Source organism: Micromonospora sp. DSM 43699, assembly GCF_055517075.1.
On the sequence record NZ_JBTMMT010000036.1, the window covers coordinates 25,020 to 46,214 of the forward strand.

Consider the following 21,195-nt stretch of genomic DNA (forward strand, 5'->3'; position numbering starts at 1 on the left):
ATCGTAGGCCGCCCCTCGCCCGTCCCGCCCCGGGCCGGGCGTACCGCCACCGCAGGCCGCCGGACCGGGCCGGTCGGTACCGGGCCGGAGCAGGCCCGACCACGACCGGCGGCGGCCACGACCGGCTGCCGGACCACGACCGGCTGCCGGACCACGACCGCCGACCCGGCCCGGCCACGCCGGTCAGGCGGCGGCAGCGGCGACCGCCGTCCGGGCGACCAACGCCCGGCGCAGGTCGTCGGCGGCGTCGACGACGCTCCGGCGAAGTCCCGGGGTGAGGTCGTCGCGGCCGAGCAGGGCCGCGGCCGAGTCCAGGGTGGGCTGCGCCACGGCGTAGCGGGGGAAGGCCAGCCGGGCGACCTGTTCGGCCACCCACGGGGTACGCCGAAGCGCCGCCGCCGGCATCTCCGTGAAGTACCTGTCGACGTACGCGGCGGTCAACTCGGCCTGCTCCGGTTGCCAGAATCCTTCGGCCGCCGCCTCGACGAGACGGTTGGACCGGCCGGTGTCCCGGATGACGATCTCCCATGCGGCGTCCTTCGCCGCCACCTCGGGTCGGGCCGCCCGGCACAGGGTGGCCCGCTCGGCGCCGGTGGCGCTGCGGTCGGCGGACGCCTCGTCGGCGATCTCGGTCTCGCCGGCCGCGCCCAGCACCACCAGCCGGCGCAGCAGCGCCCAGCGCAGCTCGGCGTCGACGGCCAGCCCGTCGGGCACGTCCCGGCCGGCGAGCCACCCGGTGAGCAGGTCGGCGTCGGCGGTGGCGGAGAGCAACCCGCGCACGGCGGCCAGTTGCAGCGAACCACCGGCCGCAGCGGCGGCGAGCAGCGCGGCGCAGGCCTCGGCGATCCGCAGCAGCGCGGCGTCCCGGGCCAGCGGGTCGAGGTAGCGGTCGACCAGGTTGCGGGTGCGGGCGAGCACGCTCTCCGCCACGGCCACCTCGGTCTCGGTGGGCAGGGCCGCCGTCAACAGCGACACCACCGCCGACACCGGCCGCTCGCCGTCGGTCGCGGCGTCCAGCGACTCCTCCCAGAGCAGCGCACGCGCCAGCGGGTCGGTGAGTCCGGGCAGCACGGTGGCGACCGCTTCCGCCGAGGCCGGATCGAGCCGGATCTTGGCGTACGTCAGGTCACCGTCGTTGGGCAGCAGCAGACCGTCGGCGGCCTGACCGGTCAGGCCGGGCAGCGCGGTGCGGCCCCGGTCGTTGTCCGGGTCGAGGTCGACCTCGACCCGTTCGGCCGCGCCGTCGGGGGTGTACCTGCCGACGGCGATCCGGTGCGGGCGCAGCACCGGGTACGCCTGCGGCGCGGTCTGCACCACCGCCACCGAGGTCCAGCGGCCGTCGGCGTCCACCGAGGTCTCCGTCCGCAGCGTGTTGACCTGCGGTTGGCGCAGCCAGCGGGCGGCCCAGTCGGTGAGGTCCCGCCCGCTGGCGGCACTGAGGCTGGCGAGCAGGTCGGCAAGGGTGGCGTTGCCGAAGCGGTGGGCGGCGAAGTGCCGGTTGAGCCCGGCCAGGAAGGCGTCGTCGCCGAGCCAGGCGACGAGCTGACGGAGCACGGCGGCGCCCTTGGCGTACGAGATGCCGTCGAAGTTGAGCAGGGCGCGGGCGGCGTCGGCGACCTCCTCCGGGGCGACCGGGTGGGTGGACGGGCGCTGGTCGGCGGCGTACCCCCAGGCCTTGCGGCGGATCGCGAAGGTCGTCCAGGCCCGGTCGAACCGGGTCGCCTCGGCCGTGACCCGGGTGCCCAGGTACTCGGCGAAGGACTCGTTCAGCCACAGGTCGTCCCACCAGCGCATGGTGACCAGGTCACCGAACCACATGTGGGCCATCTCGTGGGCGATCGTGGTGGCCCGCTGCTCCCGCTCGGTGTCGGTGACCGCCGACCGGAAGACGGCGTCGTCGCGGATGGTGACCAGGCCCGGGTTCTCCATCGCGCCGGCGTTGAACTCCGGCACGAACGCCTGGTCGTACTTGGCGAACGGGTAACGCTCGGCGAAGAGCTGGTGGAAGCGGTCCAGGCACTGCCTGGTGACGGTGAGGATCTCGTCGAGGTCGGCGTCGAGGTGCGCGGCCAGCGACTGCCGGCAGTAGACGCCGAGCGGGATGCCGTCATGGCTGTCCCGCCGGACGTGCCAGGGGCCGGCGATCAGCGAGACGAGGTAGCTCGCCAGCGGAGCGGTGGGGGCGAACTCCCAGCGGCCCGGGGCCGGGTTGGCGACGAGCGGGCCGTTGCCGGCGACCGTCCACTGCGGCGGCGCGGTCACCGAAAGGGTCACCGGGGCCTTGAGGTCGGGCTGGTCGAAGGCGGCGAAGACGCGTGGGGCCTCGTCCAGGAAGGACATCGCATAGAGGTACGTCTCGCCGTCGGCCGGGTCGACGAAACGGTGCATCCCCTCACCGGTGTTGGAGTACGCCATCTCGGCGGTGACCGTGAGGGTGTTCTCCGCCGCCAGCCCGGTGAGCGGGAACCGGCCGTCGGCGAGTGCCCCCGGGTCCAGCTCCCGGCCGTCGAGCAGGACGGACTCGAGCGTCGCGGGTTTGACCTCGACGAAGGTCTCGGCGCCTGCGGTGGCCCGGAACCGGATGGTGGTCGTGGAGCGGAAGTGGTCGTCGCCACCGGTCAGATCGAGGTCCACCTGATAGGACTCGACATCGATCAGTGCGCGACGCGCGGTCGCCTCTACACGGGTCAGGCTCGGCATCCGCTTATCCTGCCCGACGGGGGAGCCGGCCGGGCTTCCCTTACGCGTCGCGATGGAGGATCAACAATGGGTCAGCACCCCAAGGGCGACTTCGACCTGTCCCGGGCGGTCTGGCAGCGAGCCGAGGGGGACACCTCCGACAGTGCGGTCGAGGTGGCTTTCGTGGACGACCTGATCGGGATGCGCAACTCGGCCGAGCCGGACGGCCCGGTGCTGGTCTTCACCCAGGCCGAGTGGGACGCGTTCGTCGCGGGCGCCCAGGACGGCGAGTTCGACCTGGACTGAGCGTCGGACGCCGCCCCCGGGCGGGGGACCCGCCCGCGCCCGGGGGTGCCGGCGGGCAGGTGGGTCGGTGGGTGGCCGGCAACCCCCGGTCGGGGGTGCCGCGAGCGATTCAGTCCCCCATACCCGGGTAGACCACCCACGGCCGACCCGTCGGCCGGTCCGCCCACCGTAGCCCGCGTCAGGAGAGCCAGATGGCCACCACCCCGGCCGACCGCAGCCCGGAGAGCACGCTGGCGTACCTGCGCGAGGGTTACCGGTTCATCAGCACCCGCTGCGAGCGCTACGACAGCGACATCTTCACCGCCCGGCTGATGCTGGAACCGACGATCTTCCTACGCGGGCGGGAAGCGGCGGAGCTCTTCTACGACCAGGAGCGCTTCCTGCGGGCGGGGGCGGCCCCGAAGCGGGGCCAGCGGACGCTGACCGGGCAGGGCGGCGTGCAGGGGTTGGACGGGGCGGCCCACGCCGACCGCAAGGCCATGTTCATGTCGATCATGACGCCCTCGGCCGTCCAACGGCTCGGCCGGCTCTTCGCCGACGAGTGGCACACCCGGCTGGCCGGCTGGGCAGGGTCCGGGCCGACGGTGCTCGGCGACGAGGTCGGTCCGCTGCTCATGCGGGCCGTCTGCGCCTGGGCCGGGGTGCCGTTGCCCACCAGCGAGGTGGGCCGACGTACCGCGCAGATGCACGCCATGATCGACGGACCGGCCGCGCTGGGGCCTCGGCACTGGCGTGGCCTGCTCGCCCGGCGGCGGGCGGAGCGCTGGCTCGCCGACCTGGTGGAGCGGGTCCGGATCGGCACCCTGCCCGCACCGGCGGACAGCGCGCTCGCGGTGATCGCCGAGCACCGGGCTGCCGACGGCCGGCTGCTCCCCCGCCGGGTCGCCGCGGTGGAACTGCTCAACGTGCTGCGCCCCACGGTGGCCGTCGACAGGTACGTGGTCTTCGCCGCCCTGGCCCTGCACGACCATCCGGGCTGGCGGGAACGGGTCCGTACCGGTGACGAGCCGACCGAGTGGTTCGTCCAGGAGGTGCGCCGCTACTACCCGTTCTTCCCGGTGGCCATGGCCCGGGTCCGGCACTCCTTCGACTGGCAGGGCCACCACTTCCCGCAGGGTCGCCGGGTACTGCTCGACCTGTACGGCACCAACCACCACCCGCGGCTCTGGCCCGAGCCCGAGCGGTTCCGCCCGGAGCGGTTCGCCGGCTGGCGCGACGACCCGTACGGCTTCGTGCCGCAGGGCGGGGGGTACCACCTGGGCGGGCACCGCTGCGCCGGGGAGTGGATCACTATCGAGCTGATGAAGCAGGCGGTCGGGGTGCTGACCGGGGCGATGGACTACCGGGTGCCGCCGCAGGACCTGGCCCTGGACCTGACCCGGGTGCCGACCCTGCCGCCCAGCGGCCTCGTGCTCACCGGCGTCCACCCGACCGGCTGACCGCTCCGCCACCGGGGCCCGGTGTGCCACCCGGCGCGGACCTGTGGAAACTGCGCGGTTTGGTCGGCCTTCGGTGGGGGATGTTCGGGGACCATCGTCACCGGGAGGACCGTTGCCCGACACCGCCGCGACCCGGGACCGCCACACCACCACCCGGGACCACCACCCCGCTGGCCGCCCGGGCCCGATCCGGCTCCCCGTCGAGTACGTCCTACCGCTGCGGCAGGCCGACGACACCGGCCTGGACGAGCTGACCGGCTACCTGCGGGAGCTGGGCCAACTGGTCGACGTGACAGTGGTCGACAGCTCCCCACCACAGGTGTTCGCCCGGCACGCCGCCCGCTGGGACGGCCTGCTCCGGCACCTGCCGCCCGACCCGACGGTGCACGGGGTCAACGGCAAGGTGTGCGGGGTGCTGACCGGGGTGGCGGCGGCACGGCACGAACACGTGGTGATCGCCGACGACGACGTCCGGTACGACGAGGCGGGGCTGCGCGCGGTACACCGGTTGCTGGACACCGTCGACCTGGTCCGCCCGCAGAACTACTTCGATCCGCTGCCCTGGCACGCCTGGTGGGACACCGGCCGGACGCTGCTCAACCGGGCGTTCGGCGCCGACGGGCCGGGCACCCTGGCGGTGCGTCGCAGCACCTTCCGGGCGATGGGCGGTTACGACCCGGACGTGCTCTTCGGGAACCTGGAGCTGGTCCGCACGGTGCGGGCGTACGGCGGCACCGAGGCGAGCCCCGCCGGGCTGTACGTCCGGAGGCTGCCACCGACCGCCGCGCACTTCCAGAGCCAGCGGTTCCGCCAGGCGTACGACGAACTGGCCCGACCGGTGCGGCTGCTGGTCGCGCTGGCGGTGCTGCCCGGGGTGGTGGCCGCGGCGGTGGCCCGCCGGCCGGGGCTGCTGGCCGTCGGGGCGGCCGGCACGGTGGCGCTGGCCGAGGTCGGCCGACGGCGGGCCGGGGGGACGGCGGTGTTCCCCCCGACCACCGTGCTGGCCGCACCGCTCTGGCTGCTCGAACGCGGAGCCTGCAGCTGGCTCGCGCTGGCCCGCCGGGTAGGTCGCGGCGGGGTGCGTCACGCGGGTCGGCGGGTACGCCGGCCGGCCCACTCGGTGCGGGTGCTCCGCCGCCGGCTGACCCCGGCCGAGCCGAGCGACCTCACCCGCTGGATCCGGGCCGACCCGGCCTCCCGGGGCCGCTGACCAGCGAGAACGTCACCGGCCACCGGCCGCACGCGGGCCGGCCCTGACCCCGCCGGCCGGACGCGGCTCGCGGCCACGCCCCGGCGGGTGCCGGAGGTGGCCGCGAGTCGTACCGGGTCCGCTCAGTGGCGGACCTGTTCGCGGGACTGCTGCGCGGAGTCCTTCACGTCGTGGGCGGCGGTGCGGGTGTCGTCCCTGACCGCGTGCACGGCGTCCTGGGCGGTGCTGCGCAGCGACTCGGTGGCCTGCTGGGCCGGCTCGCGCAGCTCTTCCCTGAGTTCGCCGGCCACCTCGCCCAGCTTCTCCTTGACGGCCCCGCTGTGCTCGCCGGCCTTCTCCTTGACCTGGGCGGCCAGCTCCTGCTCGCGGCGGCTGGCCGGGATCAGGGAGGAGACCAGCATGCCGACACCGAAGGCGATCAGGCCGGCGGCGATCGGGTTGCCCTCGGACTTGCGCCGGATCACCTGCGGGGCGCGCTGGGCGGCGTCACCGACGGTCGAGGCCGCCGCGTGGGCGCTTCCACCGACGGCGGAGATCGCCGAGGAGGCGCGGTCGCCTACCGAGTGGGCGGCGTGACCGGTGCCGTGGCCGAGGTCGGAAGCGGTGCCCATGACCCTGTCCCTCACATTCTGCAGCGCGCTGCGCGCCCGCTGCTTGCGGTAGTCGACGATGCGGCCGGGACTGACCTTGTACGCCAGCGCGTCCACGTCCGAGCTGAGGCTGTTGCGGGTCGCCTCGATCTCCCGGCGGATCTGGTCGGGATCGGTGCTCATCGGGTGACTCCCTCCGGGTGCGGCTTGAGCGCATCCGGGATGCGCTGCACGCTGTCGTTGGTCTGCTTGAGGCCGCGCACGTGTGCGGCGTTCTTCTTGGCCATCGAGTAGAGGACGGCGGCGATGGCCGCCCAGATCACGGCGACGATCAGGCCCGCCCAACCGGCGTCCAACACGTTGGACAGTCCGGCCCACAGGGCGATGGAGAGGAAGAGCGCGACCATGTAGCCGCCGAAACCGGCACCGCCGTAGAGCCCGGCGGCCTTGCCCGCCTTCTTGCCCTCCTGGCGGATCTCGGCCTTGGCCAGCTCCACCTCCTGGCGCATCAGGGTGGACAGGTCGGCGGTGACCGACCTCATCAGGTCACCGAGCGAACTGCCCCTGACCTCGTCCGCGGAGTGCGGCGCACCCGCGGGGTGGTATCCGGAGTCCGGTCCGGACCCCTGCGTCGGCATGGTCATGCCGTCGCCTCCCTTCGGATGATCGCTCGGCTCACGGGCGGGTGACGCCGCTGGACGGCACGCCGGGCAGCGGGTCGGTCTGGGTCACCGGCGGTAGGGGCTGGCCGGTGCCGCCGGCCGGGTCGGCGTAGCTGGCGCCGGTCCCGTTGTCGGGGTGGGCCGCGCCCTGGCCGGAGTAGCCCGGGTCGGGCTCGGCGTAGGTGCCGGGGGTCGGGTCCAGGTAGCCGGCCGGCGGGGTCGGGGCCGCCTGGGTCGGGATGACCGCGGTCTGCTCCGGGTCGTAGCCGCCCGCCGTGCCGTAGCCGCGGGGGCTGGTGGCGTCGTCGGAACCGGCGGTGAGACCCTTGGCGAGCCTGCCGGCGACCACGCCGAGCACGGCCGCGCCGAGCAGGAAGGTGCCCGGGTTGCGGCGGGCGTAGGTCTTCACCTCGTGGAGCAGGTCGCCCGGCTCGCGCTCCTCCAGCCAGCCGGCCACGCCGTGGACCCGGTCGGCCGCCTGGTGGGCGAGCTCGGTCACCGGGCCGCCCTGCCCGCCGTTCTGCGCCATCGAGCGCATCTCCTCGGCCAGCGACCGCAGGCCACCGGCGGCCCTGCGCTGCTGCTCGCCGCCGTGGGTGGTGAGCTGGTCACGGGCCTCGCCGTAGAGGTTGCGCACCTGACGGCGGGCCTCGCCGACCACCTCGTGGCCCTGCTCCCGGGCGGTCTGGGCGACCGCCCCACCGGCGTTGGCGGCGTCGGCGCCGACCTGGCGTGCCTGGTCCCGGACGCCGGTGCCGTTGCTCTGCTGCCCGTAGGAAGTGGTGGAGGAAAGATCGTGCGTCATGATGGTCCTTCCGCTCGGATACTCGTCGCGGTGATGTGCGGGGGATTCGCCGATCACGTCGGCCGCACCTTCGGACCTACCCTCGCCTTTCGGGTCCATGCACGATCCGTCGTTTCCGCGGAGCCGCCGCCCCGTCACCCGGGCGGGTGGTCCGTGCCCCGACACGCCGCGCCGGCGTTTGCCCGCGTCCCGGCTCGGGCAGCCACCGGGAGGACGAGGAGGCCGCGATGTCACGATGGTTGCGCAGGAACGCCCTGAGCCTGGCCCTGTTGGGCGCGTTCGCACTCTTCCTGGGATTGCAGAGCCTGTTCGGCTGGCAGACCCACAACGAGGAGCTCGCCGAGTACGGCGTCGCCCCGCTGAGCTGGTGGGCGTACCTGGGCAGCGGGCACTTCGCCGAGGCGGTCTTCGAGAACTGGGAGTCGGAGTTCCTCCAGATGGGCGGCTACGTGCTGCTCACCACCTACCTGGTACAGCGGGGCTCTGCCGAGTCGAAGCCCGAGGACAGCACCGACCGGCCCACCGACGACGAACGGCGGGCCGGCCCGGACGCGCCCTGGCCGGTCCGGGTCGGTGGACTGCCACTGGCCGTCTACCGGCACAGCCTCTCGTCGGCCCTGTTACTGATCTTCGCGGGGTCCTTCGTCGGGCATCTGTTCGGCGGGGTTGCCGCCTACAACGAGGAGCAGGCGCTCCAGAGCGGCGCGGCCCCGATCAGCGCCTGGCAGTTCCTCGGCACCAGCGACTTCTGGTTCCAGTCGATGCAGAACTGGCAGAGCGAGTTCCTCGCCGTGGGGGCACTGGTCCTGCTGAGCATCTTCCTGCGCCAGGCGTCCTCGCCGGAGTCGAAGCCGGTGACCGCCGCGCACGCCCAGACCGGCGCCTGACCTGGCGGGGCTGTTCAGGCCGCCACCGGCAGCCGCTTGGCGAAACACACGCTGTACGGGTTGCCGACGTACTCGCCGTAGACCGGGATCGGCTGGTAGCCGCAGGAGGTGTAGAGGCCGATCGCGGCAGGTAGATAGGTGCCCGTCTCCAGGCAGAGCATCGAGTGGCCCTGCTGGAAGGCCAACTCCTCCAGCGCACAGAGCAACTGCCGGGCGATCCCCCGCCCCCGGTACGCCGGCCGGACGTACATCCGCTTCAGCTCGCCGGTGTCCGCATCGAGGGACTGGAGGCCACCGCAGGCGACCACCCGGCCACCGTCCACCACCACCAGGTAGCGGATGCCGTCGTGGACCAGGGTGACCTGTCCGCCCAGCCCACCGTCGGCCTCGCGTAGCTCCCGCTGCTGGGCGGCGACCAGCGCGTCGACCTGCGGATCGGTGGCGGGACGGGACTCGATCAGCATCACCCCACGGTAGGACGGGTCCGTTTCACGAAGGTTTCCGGGAAACGACCCGGACCCGACCGGTAACGGGCTATTCCTCGTCTTCGTCGTAGTCCTGGTCGTCGGCCGCCGACTCCGGCGAGGCCGTCGCCAGCTCGTCCTCGGGGCGCTGCCGCCGTGCCTTGCGGGCGGCCAACCGCTCGGCCGCCGCCGGGCGCGACGACTTCTCCTCCAGCCGTACGTCGGTGCCCCGGTTGCCGGGGACGAAGTCGACGCCGGCGTAGAGGGTCGGCTGCCAGTCGAACTCCCGCTCACCGATCCGGACCAGGTCACCGGGGTTCGCGCCGGCCTTGGCCAGCTTCTCCTCCACCCCCAGCCGGGCCAGCCGGTCGGCGAGGAAGCCGACCGCCTCGTCGTTGTCGAAGTTCGTCTGGCGTACCCAACGCTCGGGTCGGACGCCCCGCACGGTGAACGAGCCGTCGGCCGCCGCCTCGATGGTGAAGCCGGCGTCGTCGACCGCCTTGGGACGGATCACCACCCGGGTCGGCTCGGCCGGCGGCGCGGCGCGGCGGGCCTGGTCGACCAGCTCCGCCATCGCGTACGTGAGCTCCTTGAGCCCTTCACGGGTGGCCGCGGAGACGTCGAACACCTGGAAACCACGCGCCTGGAGGTCGGGTCGGACGATGTCGGCGAGATCCTGACCGTCCGGCACGTCGACCTTGTTCAGCGCCACCAGCCGGGGCCGGTCGGCCAGTCCGCCGTACTCGGCCAGCTCCGCCTCGATGGTGTCGATGTCGGCAAGTGGGTCCCGGCCCGGCTCCAGGGTCGCCGTGTCGACCACGTGCACCAGCACGGCGCACCGCTCGACGTGGCGGAGGAACTCCAGGCCCAGCCCCTTACCGGTGGCGGCACCCGGGATCAGACCCGGCACGTCGGCGACGGTGAAGGTGTGGTTGTCCACCCGGACCACGCCCAGGTTGGGGACCAGGGTGGTGAACGGGTAGTCGGCGATCTTCGGCTTGGCGGCGGAGATCACCGAGATCAGCGAGGACTTGCCCGCCGACGGGAAACCGACCAGGCCGACGTCGGCGACGCTCTTGAGCTCGAGCACCACGTCGAGCTTGTCACCGGGCTCGCCCAGTTCGGCGAAGCCGGGCGCCTTGCGCCGGGCGTTGGCCAGCGAGGCGTTGCCCCGCCCGCCGCGCCCACCCCGGGCCGCCTCGAAGGTGGTGCCCGCACCGACCAGATCGGCAAGCACCGTACCGTCGAGGGTCTGCACGACGGTGCCGTTGGGCACCTTGATCAGCAGGTCGTGGCCCTTGGCGCCGTCCCGGTTCGAACCCGCGCCGCCCTTGCCGTTCTCGGCCTTCAGGTGCGGGCGGAAGTGGAAGTCAAGCAGCGTGGTCACCTGCGGGTCGACAACCAGCGAGACGCTGCCGCCGTGCCCGCCGTCGCCCCCGTCCGGGCCGCCGAAGGGCTTGAACTTCTCCCGGTGGATGGAGACACAGCCGTGCCCGCCGTCGCCGGCCTGCATGTGCAGGACGACCCGGTCAACGAACGTCGTCACGACGCCAATCCTTCCAGCGGAGTCACGCCCCGCACCTGAAAAGCACCCCACCGGGGCCACCGGCGGGACAGGAGCACCCACCGGCGGGAGCACCCCGCACCTGAAACGGCGAAGCGGGCCGCGACCCCGAGGTCCGCGGCCCGCTTCGCCTTCGAGCTACTGCGGCACGATGCTGACGGTCTTACGACCCCGCTTGGTGCCGAACAGGACCGAACCGGCGGCCAGCGCGAAGAGCGTGTCGTCGCCACCGCGGCCGACCAGGTCACCGGGGTGGAACTTGGTGCCACGCTGACGGATGAGGATCTCACCCGCGCTGACGACCTGACCACCGAAGCGCTTCACGCCGAGTCGCTGGGCCGCGGAGTCACGACCGTTACGCGAGCTGGACGCACCCTTTTTATGAGCCATTGGAGGACGACCTACTTCCCGCTGGAGATGCCGGTCACCTTGACCTGGGTCAACGGCTGGCGGTGACCCTGGCGCTTGTGGTAGCCGGTCTTGTTCTTGAACTTGTGGATCCGGATCTTCGGGCCCTTGGTGTGCGCGGCGATCTCGCCGGACACCGCGACCTTGGCAAGCTTTGCCGCTTCGGTCACCAGGTCGTCACCGTCGACGAGGAGCACCGCGGTGAGCTTCACCGCGTCACCGGGGGCACCGGTGAGCTTCTCGACCTCGATCACGTCGCCCTCGGCGACCTTGTACTGCTTGCCGCCGGTCTTGACGATCGCGTACATCGGAGGCGGACTCCCTGTCGTTGAGGCTGCTGGCGGTCGTTCCCATGGCAACTTGCCGGGTAGCTGTGACACCGGCAGCGCGGGCACGCGGGAACTCGGCACACCAAAGTGCGCCGCAGGAAAGACTACGCCATCCCCCGCCCGCCACCCAAACCGGCCCCCCGCCGGTCGGCCGGCCGCGCCGGAACCGGCCCGCCGTCAGCGGGCGCAGAGCTGGTCCAGGCGCTGCTGGAGCCGGTCCAGTTCGGTCTCGTCGATCGAGTCGACGTCGGTGCCGAGCCGGCCGATCTCGGTGGCCAACTCGGTGAGCAGGGTCTTCAACTGGGGGTCGGTGGCCCGGCCGGACTGCTGCCGCAGCACCGTCCGCCAGGTGGTCAGCGCCACCTCCGCCCGCTTGCGGGCGGTGTCCGCCGCCGTACTGTCGTTCGCACCGACCGCCGCGATCATCTTGCCCAGTTCCTCGACGTAGGTACGCACCGCCGTGGTCGAGGCGGCCTCGGCGTCGGCGCACACCTGCGGTCCGTTGCCGCCCGCCGGGGAACCGCTCACCACGGCGGACGGGACCACCGTGGCGGGGGCCACCGTGGCACTCGACCGGTCGGCGGGGGCCGACCCGTCGGTCCGGTCGCCGGAACAGCCGACGCCGGTCAGCAGGACGGTGGTCACCACGATGGCGGCGGGCAGGCGGCGCATGGTCTTCTCCTAGCCGGGGGTGACCGATCGTATCGCCGGCCGCCGGCCCGGCAGGACCCCTCCCACCAGCGGGACGCCGGAGGAGGGGTCCTGGGGCACGTTGGTGCGGGTCAGCCCGTCACGGACGGGTCCGCCGACGGGCACCACCCCGGCGGGACCGCCGCCGACCGGTGCCGGCCTCACCACCGTCGTCGTCGCCGTCGGCCTCACCCAGCGCGTCCGGGTCGTCCACCCCGGCGAGCCGGGCCGACTCACCGGTCTGGGCGTCGGCCACAGCCGGCGCGGCCGGCGTCTGCGTCTCGTACCGGGACAGGTCGTAGCCCATGGTGTCGTCGTAACCGGTGTCGGCCGCCGGGGCGGCGACCTCGACGTCGGTGGCCTCGGTGGTCTCGACCACGGTCCGCTCCGCCGTGGCCGCCTTGCGGGCCCGCCGCCGCGAGGACGCGCTGGCGGGCGGTTCGGCCGCCGGGGCGGTGACCGCCGAGGCGACCGCCTTGACCCGGTCGCCCGCACCCGCACCCGCACCGGCACCCGCACGCGGCTTCTCCGCCACCGGCTCGGTGTGGATGACCAGGCCCCGGCCCTTGCAGCACTCGCAGGGCTCGCTGAACGCCTCCAGCAGGCCGGCGCCGATCCGCTTCCGGGTCATCTGCACCAGGCCGAGCGAAGTGATCTCGGTCACCTGGTGCTTGGTCCGGTCGCGCCCCAGGCACTCGGTGAGCCGACGCAACACCAGCTCACGGTTGGACTCCAGCACCATGTCGATGAAGTCGATGACCACGATGCCACCGATGTCGCGCAACCGCAGCTGACGGACGATCTCCTCGGCCGCCTCCAGGTTGTTGCGGGTGACCGTCTCCTCCAGGTTGCCCCCGGAGCCGGTGTACTTGCCGGTGTTGACGTCGACGACGGTCATCGCCTCGGTCCGGTCGATCACCAGCGAACCACCGGAGGGCAGGAAGACCTTGCGGTCCAGCCCCTTGATGATCTGCTCGTCGATCCGGTACTCGGTGAACACGTCGGCGGTGCCGACGTACCGGCGTACCCGGTCGACCAGGTCCGGCGAGACGTGCGACAGGTACGACTCGACCATGCCGTACGACTGCTCGCCCTCGATGACCAACTCGCGGAAGTCCTCGTTGAACAGGTCCCGGACCACCCGGATGACCAGGTCGGGCTCCTCGTAGAGCAGCACCGGGGCGCCACCGGCGGTCGCCTTGGCCTGGATGTCCTCCCACTGGGCCTGCAGCCGCTTGACGTCCCGGGCCAGCTCGTCTTCGCTGGCTCCCTCGGCGGCGGTCCGGACGATCACGCCCGCGCCGTCCGGGACCAGCTTCTTGAGCACGTCACGCAGCCGCTTGCGCTCGTTGTCGGGCAGCTTGCGGCTGATCCCGGAGGCGTTGCCGTTGGGCACGTAGACCAGGTGCCGGCCGGAGAGCGCCACGTGGCTGGTCAGCCGGGCGCCCTTGTGCCCGATCGGGTCCTTGGTGACCTGGACCAGCACCGAATCGCCGGAGCGCAACGCCTGCTCGATCGAGCGGGAGCGCCCCTCCAGGCCGCTGGTGTCCCAGTTGACCTCGCCGGCGTACAGCACGGCGTTGCGACCCCGCCCGACGTCGACGAAGGCCGCCTCCATGCTGGGCAGGACGTTCTGCACCTTGCCCAGGTAGACGTTGCCGGCCATGGTGCCGGACGAGTTGCGGGTGACGTAGTGCTCGACCAGGACGCCGTCCTCGAGGACCGCGATCTGGGTCCGGTCGCCGCGCTGGCGGACCGCCATCACCCGGTCGACCGCCTCCCGGCGGGCCAGGAACTCCGACTCGCTCAGGATCGGCGGGCGGGTGCGGCGCTGCTCCCGGCCGTCCCGCCGACGCTGCCGCTTGGCCTCCAGCCGGGTCGAGCCGGAGACGCCCTGCACCTCGTCGACGGCCTTGCGGGGCTCACGGATCTTCACCACCGTGGGTACGCCGTCGTCGGCGCTCCCCTCGACGTCCCCGGCGCCCCGGCGGCGACGCCGCCGACGACGGCGGGTCAGTCCGTCCCCGTCACCCTCGTCCTCGGCCTCGTCGCCCTCGCTCTCGGCCTCGGCCTGGGCCGGCTCCTCGGTCTCGTCCTCGTCGGTGTCGTCCGCGCCGCCCTTGCCCCGGCCCCGGCCCCGGCGGCCCCGGCGACGGCGGCGACGCGCGGCGGCCGACTCGTCGTCGTCCTCCTCGTCGTCACTGTCGTCCTCGGTGCCCTCCTCGGCCTCGCCGGTGGGCTCCTCCTCGACGACCTCGACCGGCTCGACGGCCTCGACCGGCTCGGCCTCACGGCGACCACGGCGACGCCGCCGCCCGGTCTCGGCGGGCTCCTCGGCGGGCTCCTCGGCGACCGGTCCGGGCTCGACCACCCGGAAGGTGGGCAGCTCCTCCGGCTGCGGGGCCATGAAGAGCACCGTCGGCGCGGCGATCGCGGCCCGCCGCCGGCGGGTACGCGGCTGCGGCTCGGCCGGCTCCACCGGCTCACCGGCGGCCGGCACGGCGACGCCGGGCGACACCTCACCGGCTCCCGTCCCGGCACCGGCCGGGCCGGACGTCCTGCCCGGCCGCGCACCGGTGTCCGGCTGCGCCGCCCCGGCGGACGGCTCGTCGACAGGCACCGCGGCTTCCTCGGCCGCGGTCTCCTCGGTCTCCTCGACCTCGTCGGCGACGGTCGGTTCGGTCGGGGCAGCCGCCTCCACGGCCGGCTCCTCCACCTCGGCGGCCGGCACCTGGCCGGCGGCGACCTCGGCGGCCGGCAGCGGCTCGGCGGCCGCCGGGGCGACAGCCTTCTTCCGCCGGGTACGGGTCACCTTCACCGGTGGTACGAGTTCCGCGCTGCCCTCTTCCACCCCGTCGGCGACGAGCGGATCCTCGACCGCCTTGGCCGGGGTGGCCTTGCGGCGGCGTCGGGTGGGCTTCGGCGCGGAGTCGAGTTCACCGGCGACCGGGACGATCACCTCGGCCTGCTGCGACTCGTCGGTGGCCGAGGCGGCGGTGTCGGACGCCTCGGCGGGCGCCCCGGTCGGCTCCGGCTGGCTCAGTGGCGCGGCCCGCCGTCGGGTGGTCCGTCGCCGGGTCGGCGGTGCACCGTCCACAGCCGTCGCGGCACCCTCGGTGGTCGTCGCGGCACCCTCCGGGGGCGTCGCGGCGGCCTCCGGTGGCGCGGCGCCGGGCGTGCCGTCGGAGGAGGCGGCACCGGTGCCGCCGCCGATGGTGGTGTCGGCGGTGTCGCCGGCCGGCTGGGAACCGGTCCGTTCGCCGCCCTCGGGCTCGTTCTCGAGCATGGACGTTCTCCAGTTCTGGCGGCCCCGGGCGCGGGTGAGCGCTGCCACGCAGGACTGCCGCAAAAGTGTTTCCGCCGGGCGCGCTACGTGCACGACCGCCGAAGTCTGCCTGCCAGAACCCTGACCGACGGTCAGCGTCCTCCGATGGCTGCCCAGTCGCGGTCCGCTTCCAACGGATCCACGATCGCGCCCTGCGCGGTCAACGTGCCCTGCGCCAGCCGGATCACCCTCGGGGAGACCGGCGGCTCCAGGGCGGCCACCACGCGGAGGCCGGAAAGGACGTCATCGGGTCGCACGGACGGGGTGACCTGCCGTACGACCAGTTCGAGTATCGCACACGACGAGTCCGCTGCCCCGGAAGGCGTCTCCACCGGGGGCAGCACATCGATGCGGGTCACCGCGCTCCGCGCGTCGAACGTCCGTCGGCCCTGCTTGGTCATCCGCTCGACCTGCACCTCGTCGGCGGCCACGAAGGCGGAAACCGCCCGTTGTGCCACCGCCGGGTCGACGTCGGGCAGCTCGATCCGCCAGTGCGACGCCTCGATCCGCTCGGGCAGGCTCCCCCCGGTGGCGACCACCACGTCCAGCACGTCGAGGCCGGGTGAGAGGGCCGCGTCGAGCGCGGCGCGCAACTGCTCCGGGTCGACCACCGCCTGGAGGCCGACCTCCAGGTACTCCGCCTCGCTGGCGACGCCGGTGGGGGCGGCGCTGGCGTAGGAGATCTTCGGGTGCGGGGTGAAGCCCTGGGAGAAGGCCACCGGTACGGCGGCCCGGCGCAGGGCGCGCTCGAAGGCGCGGGCGAAGTCCCGGTGGGAGGTGAACCGCAACGGTCCGCGCTTCGCGTACCGGATCCGGACCCGCTGGACGATGGGCGCCTGCCCGCCCTCCGGCTGTGGTTTCCTGCTGATCGTCGTACTCCTCGGTCTAGAACCGGCCGGTCGTCCCCGTGCCCCGGGCCGGCGGTGACGATAGCGTCATGCGCGTCTTCGCGGGACGGGTGGCCCGCCGGGGCACGCCACCCCCGCCCCGGCGACTGTCACTGCTGGGCGCCGGTGGGCACCTTCAGGCCGGTGACCGGGGTGAGCGGCAGGAGCTTACGGCCGGTGGGACCGATCTGGATCTCGGTGTCCATCGACGGGCAGACACCGCAGTCGAAGCACGGGGTCCACCGGCAGTCGTCCTGCTCGTACTCGCCCAGGGAATCCTGCCAGTCCTGCCAGAGCCAGTCCTTGTCCAGGCCGGAGTCGAGGTGGTCCCAGGGCAGCACCTCCAGCTCGTCGCGCTGGCGGGTGGTGTACCAGTCCAGGTCGACGCCGAAGCCCGGGAGCACCTCGGCGGCGGCGTCCACCCAGCGCTGGTACGAGAAGTGCTCGCTCCACCCGTCGAACCGGCCGCCGTTGCGCCACACCTCGTGGATCACCGCGCCTACCCGGCGGTCACCCCGGCTGAGCAGGCCCTCGATCAGCGACGGCTCGCCGTCGTGATAGCGGTAGCCGATCGCCCGACCGAGCGAGCGGTCCGAATTGATCGCCTGCTTGAGCAGCCTGAGCCGGTGGTCGATGACCTCCGGCGGGCAGATCGGTGCCCACTGGAACGGGGTGTGCGGCTTCGGCACGAAACCGCCGATGGAGACGGTGCAGCGGATGTCCTTGGACCCGGTGGCCGCCCGCCCGGCCCGGATCACCTCGTGCGCCATGTCGGCGATCTCCAGGACGTCCTCGTCGGTCTCGGTGGGCAGGCCGCACATGAAGTAGAGCTTCACCTGCCGCCAACCGTTGGTGTACGCGGTGACCACCGTGCGGATCAGGTCTTCCTTCGACACCATCTTGTTGATGACCTTGCGGATCCGCTCCGACCCGCCCTCCGGGGCGAAGGTCAGCCCGGTCCGCCGACCGTTGCGGGACAGCTCCTGCGCCAGGTCGATGTTGAACGCGTCCACCCGGGTCGACGGCAACGACAGTGACACGTTGGTGCCGGCGTACTGCTCGGCCAGGCCGGAGCACATGTCGCCGATCTCGGAGTGGTCGGCCGACGACAGCGACAGCAGGCCCACCTCGTGGAAGCCGGAGAACTCCAACCCCTGCTGGACCATCTGCCCGACGGTGGTGATCGAGCGTTCCCGGACCGGGCGGGTGATCATGCCGGCCTGGCAGAACCGGCAACCCCTGGTGCAGCCCCGGAAGATCTCCACCGCGTACCGCTCGTGCACCGTCTCGGCCAGCGGCACGAGCGGCTTCTTCGGGTACGGCCAGGCGTCCAGGTCCATGGTGGTGCGCTTGTGCACCCGGAACGGCACGTCCGGGCGGTTCGGCACGACCCGCTGGATCCGGCCGTCGGGCAGGTAGTCCACGTCGTAGAAGCGCGGCACGTAGACGCTCTCGGTGCGGGCCAGCCGCAGCAGCAGCTCGTCCCGGCCGCCCGGGGAGCCCTCCGCCTTCCACTCCCGGACGATCGCGGTGATCTCCAGGACCGCCTCCTCGCCGTCGCCGAGCACGGCGGCGTCGACGAAGTCGGCGATCGGCTCCGGGTTGAACGCGGCGTGCCCACCGGCCACGATCACCGGATCGGCCTCGGTACGGTCGGCGGCGCGCATCGGGATACCGGCGAGGTCGATCGCGGTGAGCAGGTTGGTGTAGCCCAACTCGGTCGAGAACGAGACCCCGAACACGTCGAAGCGGCGCACCGAACGGTGCGCGTCGACGGTGAACTGCGGCACGCCGTGGGTACGCATCAGCTGTTCCAGGTCCGGCCAGACCGCGTACGTCCGCTCGGCCAGCACGTCGGGCTGCTCGTTGAGCACCTCGTAGAGGATCTGCACGCCCTGGTTGGGCAGGCCCACCTCGTACGCGTCGGGGTACATCAGCGCCCAGCGTACGGTCGCCGCGTCCCAGTCCTTGACCACCGCGCCCAGCTCGCCACCGACGTACTGGATGGGCTTGGTCACCTGGGGCAGCAGCGCCTCCAGCCGGGGCCAGACCGACAGCTCGCCGCCGTGGCGCGGCGAAGGACCCGCCGTGCCGGAGCCGTCGTCGGTCATGGCCGCGGCGGGGCGCGGCGTCGTGGACGGAGCACTCATGGAGCCCAAGGGTACGCGTCCGCCGGCGAACCACTCGCCGCACCGCCGATTGGTCGAGGTGGCACCCCGGTACTAACCTCGCAACCGGCGCGAGAGGAGATTGCCGCGATGCCGGAGCCGCAGCCGGGAGCAGACCGGCCGGCCGACGGGGGCGACCCGGTCCCGGGTCGGCAGCAGGATCCAGTGGTCACCGCCGAGCCGGTCGACCTCCCCACACCACCGCCTGGTGACCACGCAGCGTCGGCGGGTGAGCCCATCGCGGTCACGCAGGGCGACTTGGGGAATCCGGCTGGTGACGCCCCTCCTTCCGCGTCACCCGTCGACGTCGCCACCCCACCCCGACCCACCCCCGCGCCGGAACAGGCCGGCCCGACCGAGCCCCCCACCCCACCGGAACAGGCCGGCACGACCGAGCAGGCCGAGCAGGCCGGCACGCCGGAGTCCGCCGGCCCGAGCGAGCAGGCCGGCCCCGACGGACAGGCCGGTCTTATGGAGTCCACCGGCCCGACCGAGCAGAGCAGTCCGGTGGAGCCGGTCGGCCCGGCGCGGGGGGTCGCGCCCGGCCCGGTCACCCCGGCCCGGGGGTCGGCCGCCGTTCCGGCGCGGGTCACACCGCCCGAGCCGACGACGCCAGCCCAGCCCGAGCCGACGACGCCAGCCCAGCCCGACCTGGCCCGACAGGAGCAGGGCCCCGACCCGACCCGGCAGGAACAGCGCCCCGACCCGACCAGGCTGGAGCAACGCCCCGACGCCACCCGGCTGGAACAGCGCCCCGACGCGACGCTTGAGGAGCCGGCGGCGCCCCGGTGGAGTGGTTCCGCCGCCGTACCCGCACCGCCGCCGCGTCGCCGCGGGTGGGGTGAGTCGGCCGAGTTCACCCCGGCACCGCCGCCACTCCCGCCGCCGCCCCCGCCGGAGCTGCCGGAGCACCGTGCCCCGGTGGACCCGTGGGCGGGCGCGGACACCGGCGGTTGGGACCTGCACCACCCCGAGCTGGCTGCACTGCCGCCGGCGGTGCCCTATCCGGCGTCGCCGCCGACCCGCCCCTACCCACCGGCCACCGGCCCGGCCCCACCCCACCGGCCCGGCTCCACCCCACCGGCGCAGTCGACGCCCCACCAGCACACCCCGACCCCACCGGCCCCGCCGTACCAGAACACCCCGCTCCACCAGAACACCCCGACCCCGCCGTACCCGCCGGTGTCGTCGCCGGCTCCGGCCGCGCCCTCGCCGACCAGGCCCTACCCGGTCGCGCCGGTGCCCGCTGCGCGGCCGGTGTCCCCGCCACCAGCCCGCCCGGCGCTGCCACCCCCGCCGCCGCCCGCGCCACCCCGGCCGCCGAAGCAGCGCCGGGCCCGTCCGGAACCGGCCGCCCCACCGCCGGTGGACCCCAGGAGACCTCCCAAGGGGTACGTCCGCCGCAAGCGTCGGCGCTGGCCCTGGGTGCTGCTGCTCAGCCTGGCCTGCTGCTGCGGCTGCCCCGCCTGGTTCGGCCGACCGGCCTGGCAGCAGTACCCCGCCGATGCCACCCTGCCCGGCCAGGTCGCGGACCTGACCCTGCGGGAGGACTCGGGCAGCGAGGTCGAGAAGCTCAAGACCGAGGTACGCAAGGCGAACCTGCTCGCCGAGGACGTCTACGCCGGCGTCTACGGCACGTCCGACGGCAAGCGGGTGATCGTCTTCGGTGACACCGGCTTCCGGTTCAGCCCGGAGTCCGACGCGGACGACGCCATGGTGCGGCTGACCGACACCTTCGGGCTCGGTACGCCCCAACCGGTGGACACCGGCGTCCGGGGCCGGTACGAGCGCTGCGCGACCGGGTCATCCAACGGCGCCGACGTGGTGGTCTGCACGTCGGTGGACCACGGCAGCAGCGCCACCGGGGTCTTCACCCGACTCTCGGTGGACGACAGCGCCCGGCTGCTCGCCACGATGCGCGCCCAGATCGTCACTCCGAAGCAGGGCTGAGCGGGGGCCGGCCCGAGCAGCCGACGCTCCGCCGTGTACAGGCGGTGTTCAGGCCGGCGTGCCACCGGAGGTGGGCTCGGCCCGGCGGGGGGCGTAGCGGGGGACGTACTCCTGGCCGGTGAGCTTCTGGATCTCGGCCATCAGCTCGTCGGTCATCTCCCGCAGCGAGGTGCGGTCGTCGGAGCGGCCGGTGAAGTCCAGCGGCTTGCCGAACTTGATGATGATCTTCGCCTTGCCGGGGCGGGGGACCCGGGTGCCGATCGGCTGGGCCTTGTCGGTGCCGAGCACCCCCACCGGGATGATCGGCACGCCGGCCGCCACCGCCAGCCGGGCGGTGCCCGTCCGTCCCCGGTAGAGCCGCCCGTCGGGCGAGCGGGTCCCCTCCGGGTAGACGGCGACCAGGTCTCCGCCGCGCAACGCCGGGATGGCCGCGTCGAACGCGGACAGCGCGGCCCGCCCACCGGCCCGCTCGACCGGGATGGCACCCAGGCCGGTGAGCACGAACTTGGACAGTGCGCCCTTCGGACCGGGGCCGGTGAAGTACTCCGACTTGGCCCAGAAGGCGAGGTGCCGGGGGACGACGGTGCCCAGCAGCAGCTCGTCGGCGACGGAGAGGTGGTTGCCCGCGAAGATCGCACCGCCGCTCGCCGGGATGTGCTCCAGCCCCTCGACGACCGGGCGGAAGGCCAGCCGGATCGCGGGTCCCACGGTGAGCTTGCCGATGGTGTAGAGCAGCGGCACTGGTCCTCCGGCGGTCGTACGTTGAACAGGCGGTGTCACGGTAGCGGACGGACGCCCGCACGACCCAACGGGTGCACGCGCGTCCGCCCAC

The 21,195-nt window shown here is 73.4% G+C and carries 18 protein-coding genes; 5 read left to right on the plus strand and 13 right to left on the minus strand.

Annotation, left to right across the window (positions count from 1 at the left end):
• Nucleotides 1–183 precede the first annotated feature (183 nt).
• Nucleotides 184–2,700 (minus strand): aminopeptidase N, encoded by a 2,517-nt coding sequence (pepN, locus tag AC0AIB_RS18405; RefSeq protein ID WP_465097127.1) that lies wholly within the window; start codon nt 2,698–2,700, stop codon nt 184–186.
• 66 nt (nt 2,701–2,766) lie between these two features.
• On the opposite strand from pepN, the gene AC0AIB_RS18410 reads away from it, so the two are divergent.
• The 3 genes from AC0AIB_RS18410 to AC0AIB_RS18420 all read left to right on the plus strand — a co-directional run bounded on the left by AC0AIB_RS18410 (nt 2,767) and on the right by AC0AIB_RS18420 (nt 5,634).
• On the plus strand, nt 2,767–2,985 hold the full coding sequence (locus AC0AIB_RS18410; protein WP_067312494.1) for a DUF397 domain-containing protein: 219 nt from the start codon (nt 2,767–2,769) through the stop codon (nt 2,983–2,985).
• A 191-nt stretch (nt 2,986–3,176) separates the two neighbouring features.
• Nucleotides 3,177–4,424, plus strand: coding sequence for a cytochrome P450 (locus AC0AIB_RS18415; protein ID WP_328343790.1), 1,248 nt, complete (start codon nt 3,177–3,179; stop codon nt 4,422–4,424).
• A 112-nt stretch (nt 4,425–4,536) separates the two neighbouring features.
• Complete coding sequence (locus AC0AIB_RS18420; protein WP_465097128.1) at nt 4,537–5,634, plus strand: glycosyltransferase family 2 protein; 1,098 nt, start codon at nt 4,537–4,539, stop codon at nt 5,632–5,634.
• Between the two features lie 122 nt (nt 5,635–5,756).
• Here AC0AIB_RS18420 and AC0AIB_RS18425 read toward each other — a convergent pair whose 3' ends face one another.
• The 3 genes from AC0AIB_RS18425 to AC0AIB_RS18435 are packed head-to-tail and all read right to left on the minus strand — an operon-like array spanning nt 5,757 to nt 7,691.
• A complete protein-coding gene (locus AC0AIB_RS18425) occupies nt 5,757–6,407 on the minus strand; it encodes a DUF3618 domain-containing protein (protein ID WP_328343786.1) in 651 nt (216 codons plus the stop codon).
• Entirely contained in the window at nt 6,404–6,868 is a 465-nt protein-coding gene (locus AC0AIB_RS18430) for a phage holin family protein (protein WP_328343784.1), read from the minus strand. Before AC0AIB_RS18430 ends, AC0AIB_RS18425 begins: the two co-directional genes overlap by 4 nt.
• 31 nt (nt 6,869–6,899) lie before the next feature.
• Nucleotides 6,900–7,691 (minus strand): hypothetical protein, encoded by a 792-nt coding sequence (locus tag AC0AIB_RS18435; protein ID WP_328343782.1) that lies wholly within the window; start codon nt 7,689–7,691, stop codon nt 6,900–6,902.
• Between the two features lie 227 nt (nt 7,692–7,918).
• On the opposite strand from AC0AIB_RS18435, the gene AC0AIB_RS18440 reads away from it, so the two are divergent.
• Nucleotides 7,919–8,578 (plus strand): DUF6766 family protein, encoded by a 660-nt coding sequence (locus AC0AIB_RS18440; protein WP_328343780.1) that lies wholly within the window; start codon nt 7,919–7,921, stop codon nt 8,576–8,578.
• A 14-nt stretch (nt 8,579–8,592) separates the two neighbouring features.
• Here AC0AIB_RS18440 and AC0AIB_RS18445 read toward each other — a convergent pair whose 3' ends face one another.
• The 8 genes from AC0AIB_RS18445 to AC0AIB_RS18480 all read right to left on the minus strand — a co-directional run bounded on the left by AC0AIB_RS18445 (nt 8,593) and on the right by AC0AIB_RS18480 (nt 18,395).
• A complete protein-coding gene (locus tag AC0AIB_RS18445; protein ID WP_328343778.1) occupies nt 8,593–9,042 on the minus strand; it encodes a GNAT family N-acetyltransferase in 450 nt (149 codons plus the stop codon).
• A gap of 70 nt (nt 9,043–9,112) precedes the next feature.
• Entirely contained in the window at nt 9,113–10,588 is a 1,476-nt protein-coding gene (obgE, locus tag AC0AIB_RS18450) for a GTPase ObgE (RefSeq protein ID WP_328343776.1), read from the minus strand.
• Between the two features lie 156 nt (nt 10,589–10,744).
• The gene (rpmA, locus tag AC0AIB_RS18455) at nt 10,745–10,996 is read right to left on the minus strand and encodes a 50S ribosomal protein L27 (protein WP_088647594.1); all 252 of its coding nucleotides are present in this window, start codon (nt 10,994–10,996) and stop codon (nt 10,745–10,747) included.
• A gap of 11 nt (nt 10,997–11,007) precedes the next feature.
• Nucleotides 11,008–11,322, minus strand: a complete 315-nt coding sequence (rplU, locus tag AC0AIB_RS18460) for a 50S ribosomal protein L21 (protein WP_328343774.1) — start codon at nt 11,320–11,322, stop codon at nt 11,008–11,010.
• 198 nt (nt 11,323–11,520) lie between these two features.
• Complete coding sequence (locus AC0AIB_RS18465; RefSeq protein ID WP_328343772.1) at nt 11,521–12,015, minus strand: hypothetical protein; 495 nt, start codon at nt 12,013–12,015, stop codon at nt 11,521–11,523.
• 118 nt (nt 12,016–12,133) lie between these two features.
• Nucleotides 12,134–15,319, minus strand: coding sequence for an Rne/Rng family ribonuclease (locus AC0AIB_RS18470; protein WP_465097129.1), 3,186 nt, complete (start codon nt 15,317–15,319; stop codon nt 12,134–12,136).
• A gap of 131 nt (nt 15,320–15,450) precedes the next feature.
• Complete coding sequence (locus AC0AIB_RS18475) at nt 15,451–16,170, minus strand: TIGR03936 family radical SAM-associated protein (RefSeq protein ID WP_328348688.1); 720 nt, start codon at nt 16,168–16,170, stop codon at nt 15,451–15,453.
• Between the two features lie 185 nt (nt 16,171–16,355).
• Entirely contained in the window at nt 16,356–18,395 is a 2,040-nt protein-coding gene (locus AC0AIB_RS18480) for a TIGR03960 family B12-binding radical SAM protein (RefSeq protein WP_465097130.1), read from the minus strand.
• 108 nt (nt 18,396–18,503) lie between these two features.
• On the opposite strand from AC0AIB_RS18480, the gene AC0AIB_RS18485 reads away from it, so the two are divergent.
• On the plus strand, nt 18,504–20,363 hold the full coding sequence (locus tag AC0AIB_RS18485) for a hypothetical protein (protein WP_465097131.1): 1,860 nt from the start codon (nt 18,504–18,506) through the stop codon (nt 20,361–20,363).
• 48 nt (nt 20,364–20,411) lie between these two features.
• On the opposite strand, the gene AC0AIB_RS18490 is transcribed toward AC0AIB_RS18485, so the two are convergent.
• Nucleotides 20,412–21,104 (minus strand): lysophospholipid acyltransferase family protein, encoded by a 693-nt coding sequence (locus AC0AIB_RS18490; RefSeq protein WP_465097132.1) that lies wholly within the window; start codon nt 21,102–21,104, stop codon nt 20,412–20,414.
• Between the last annotated feature and the right edge of the window lie 91 nt (nt 21,105–21,195).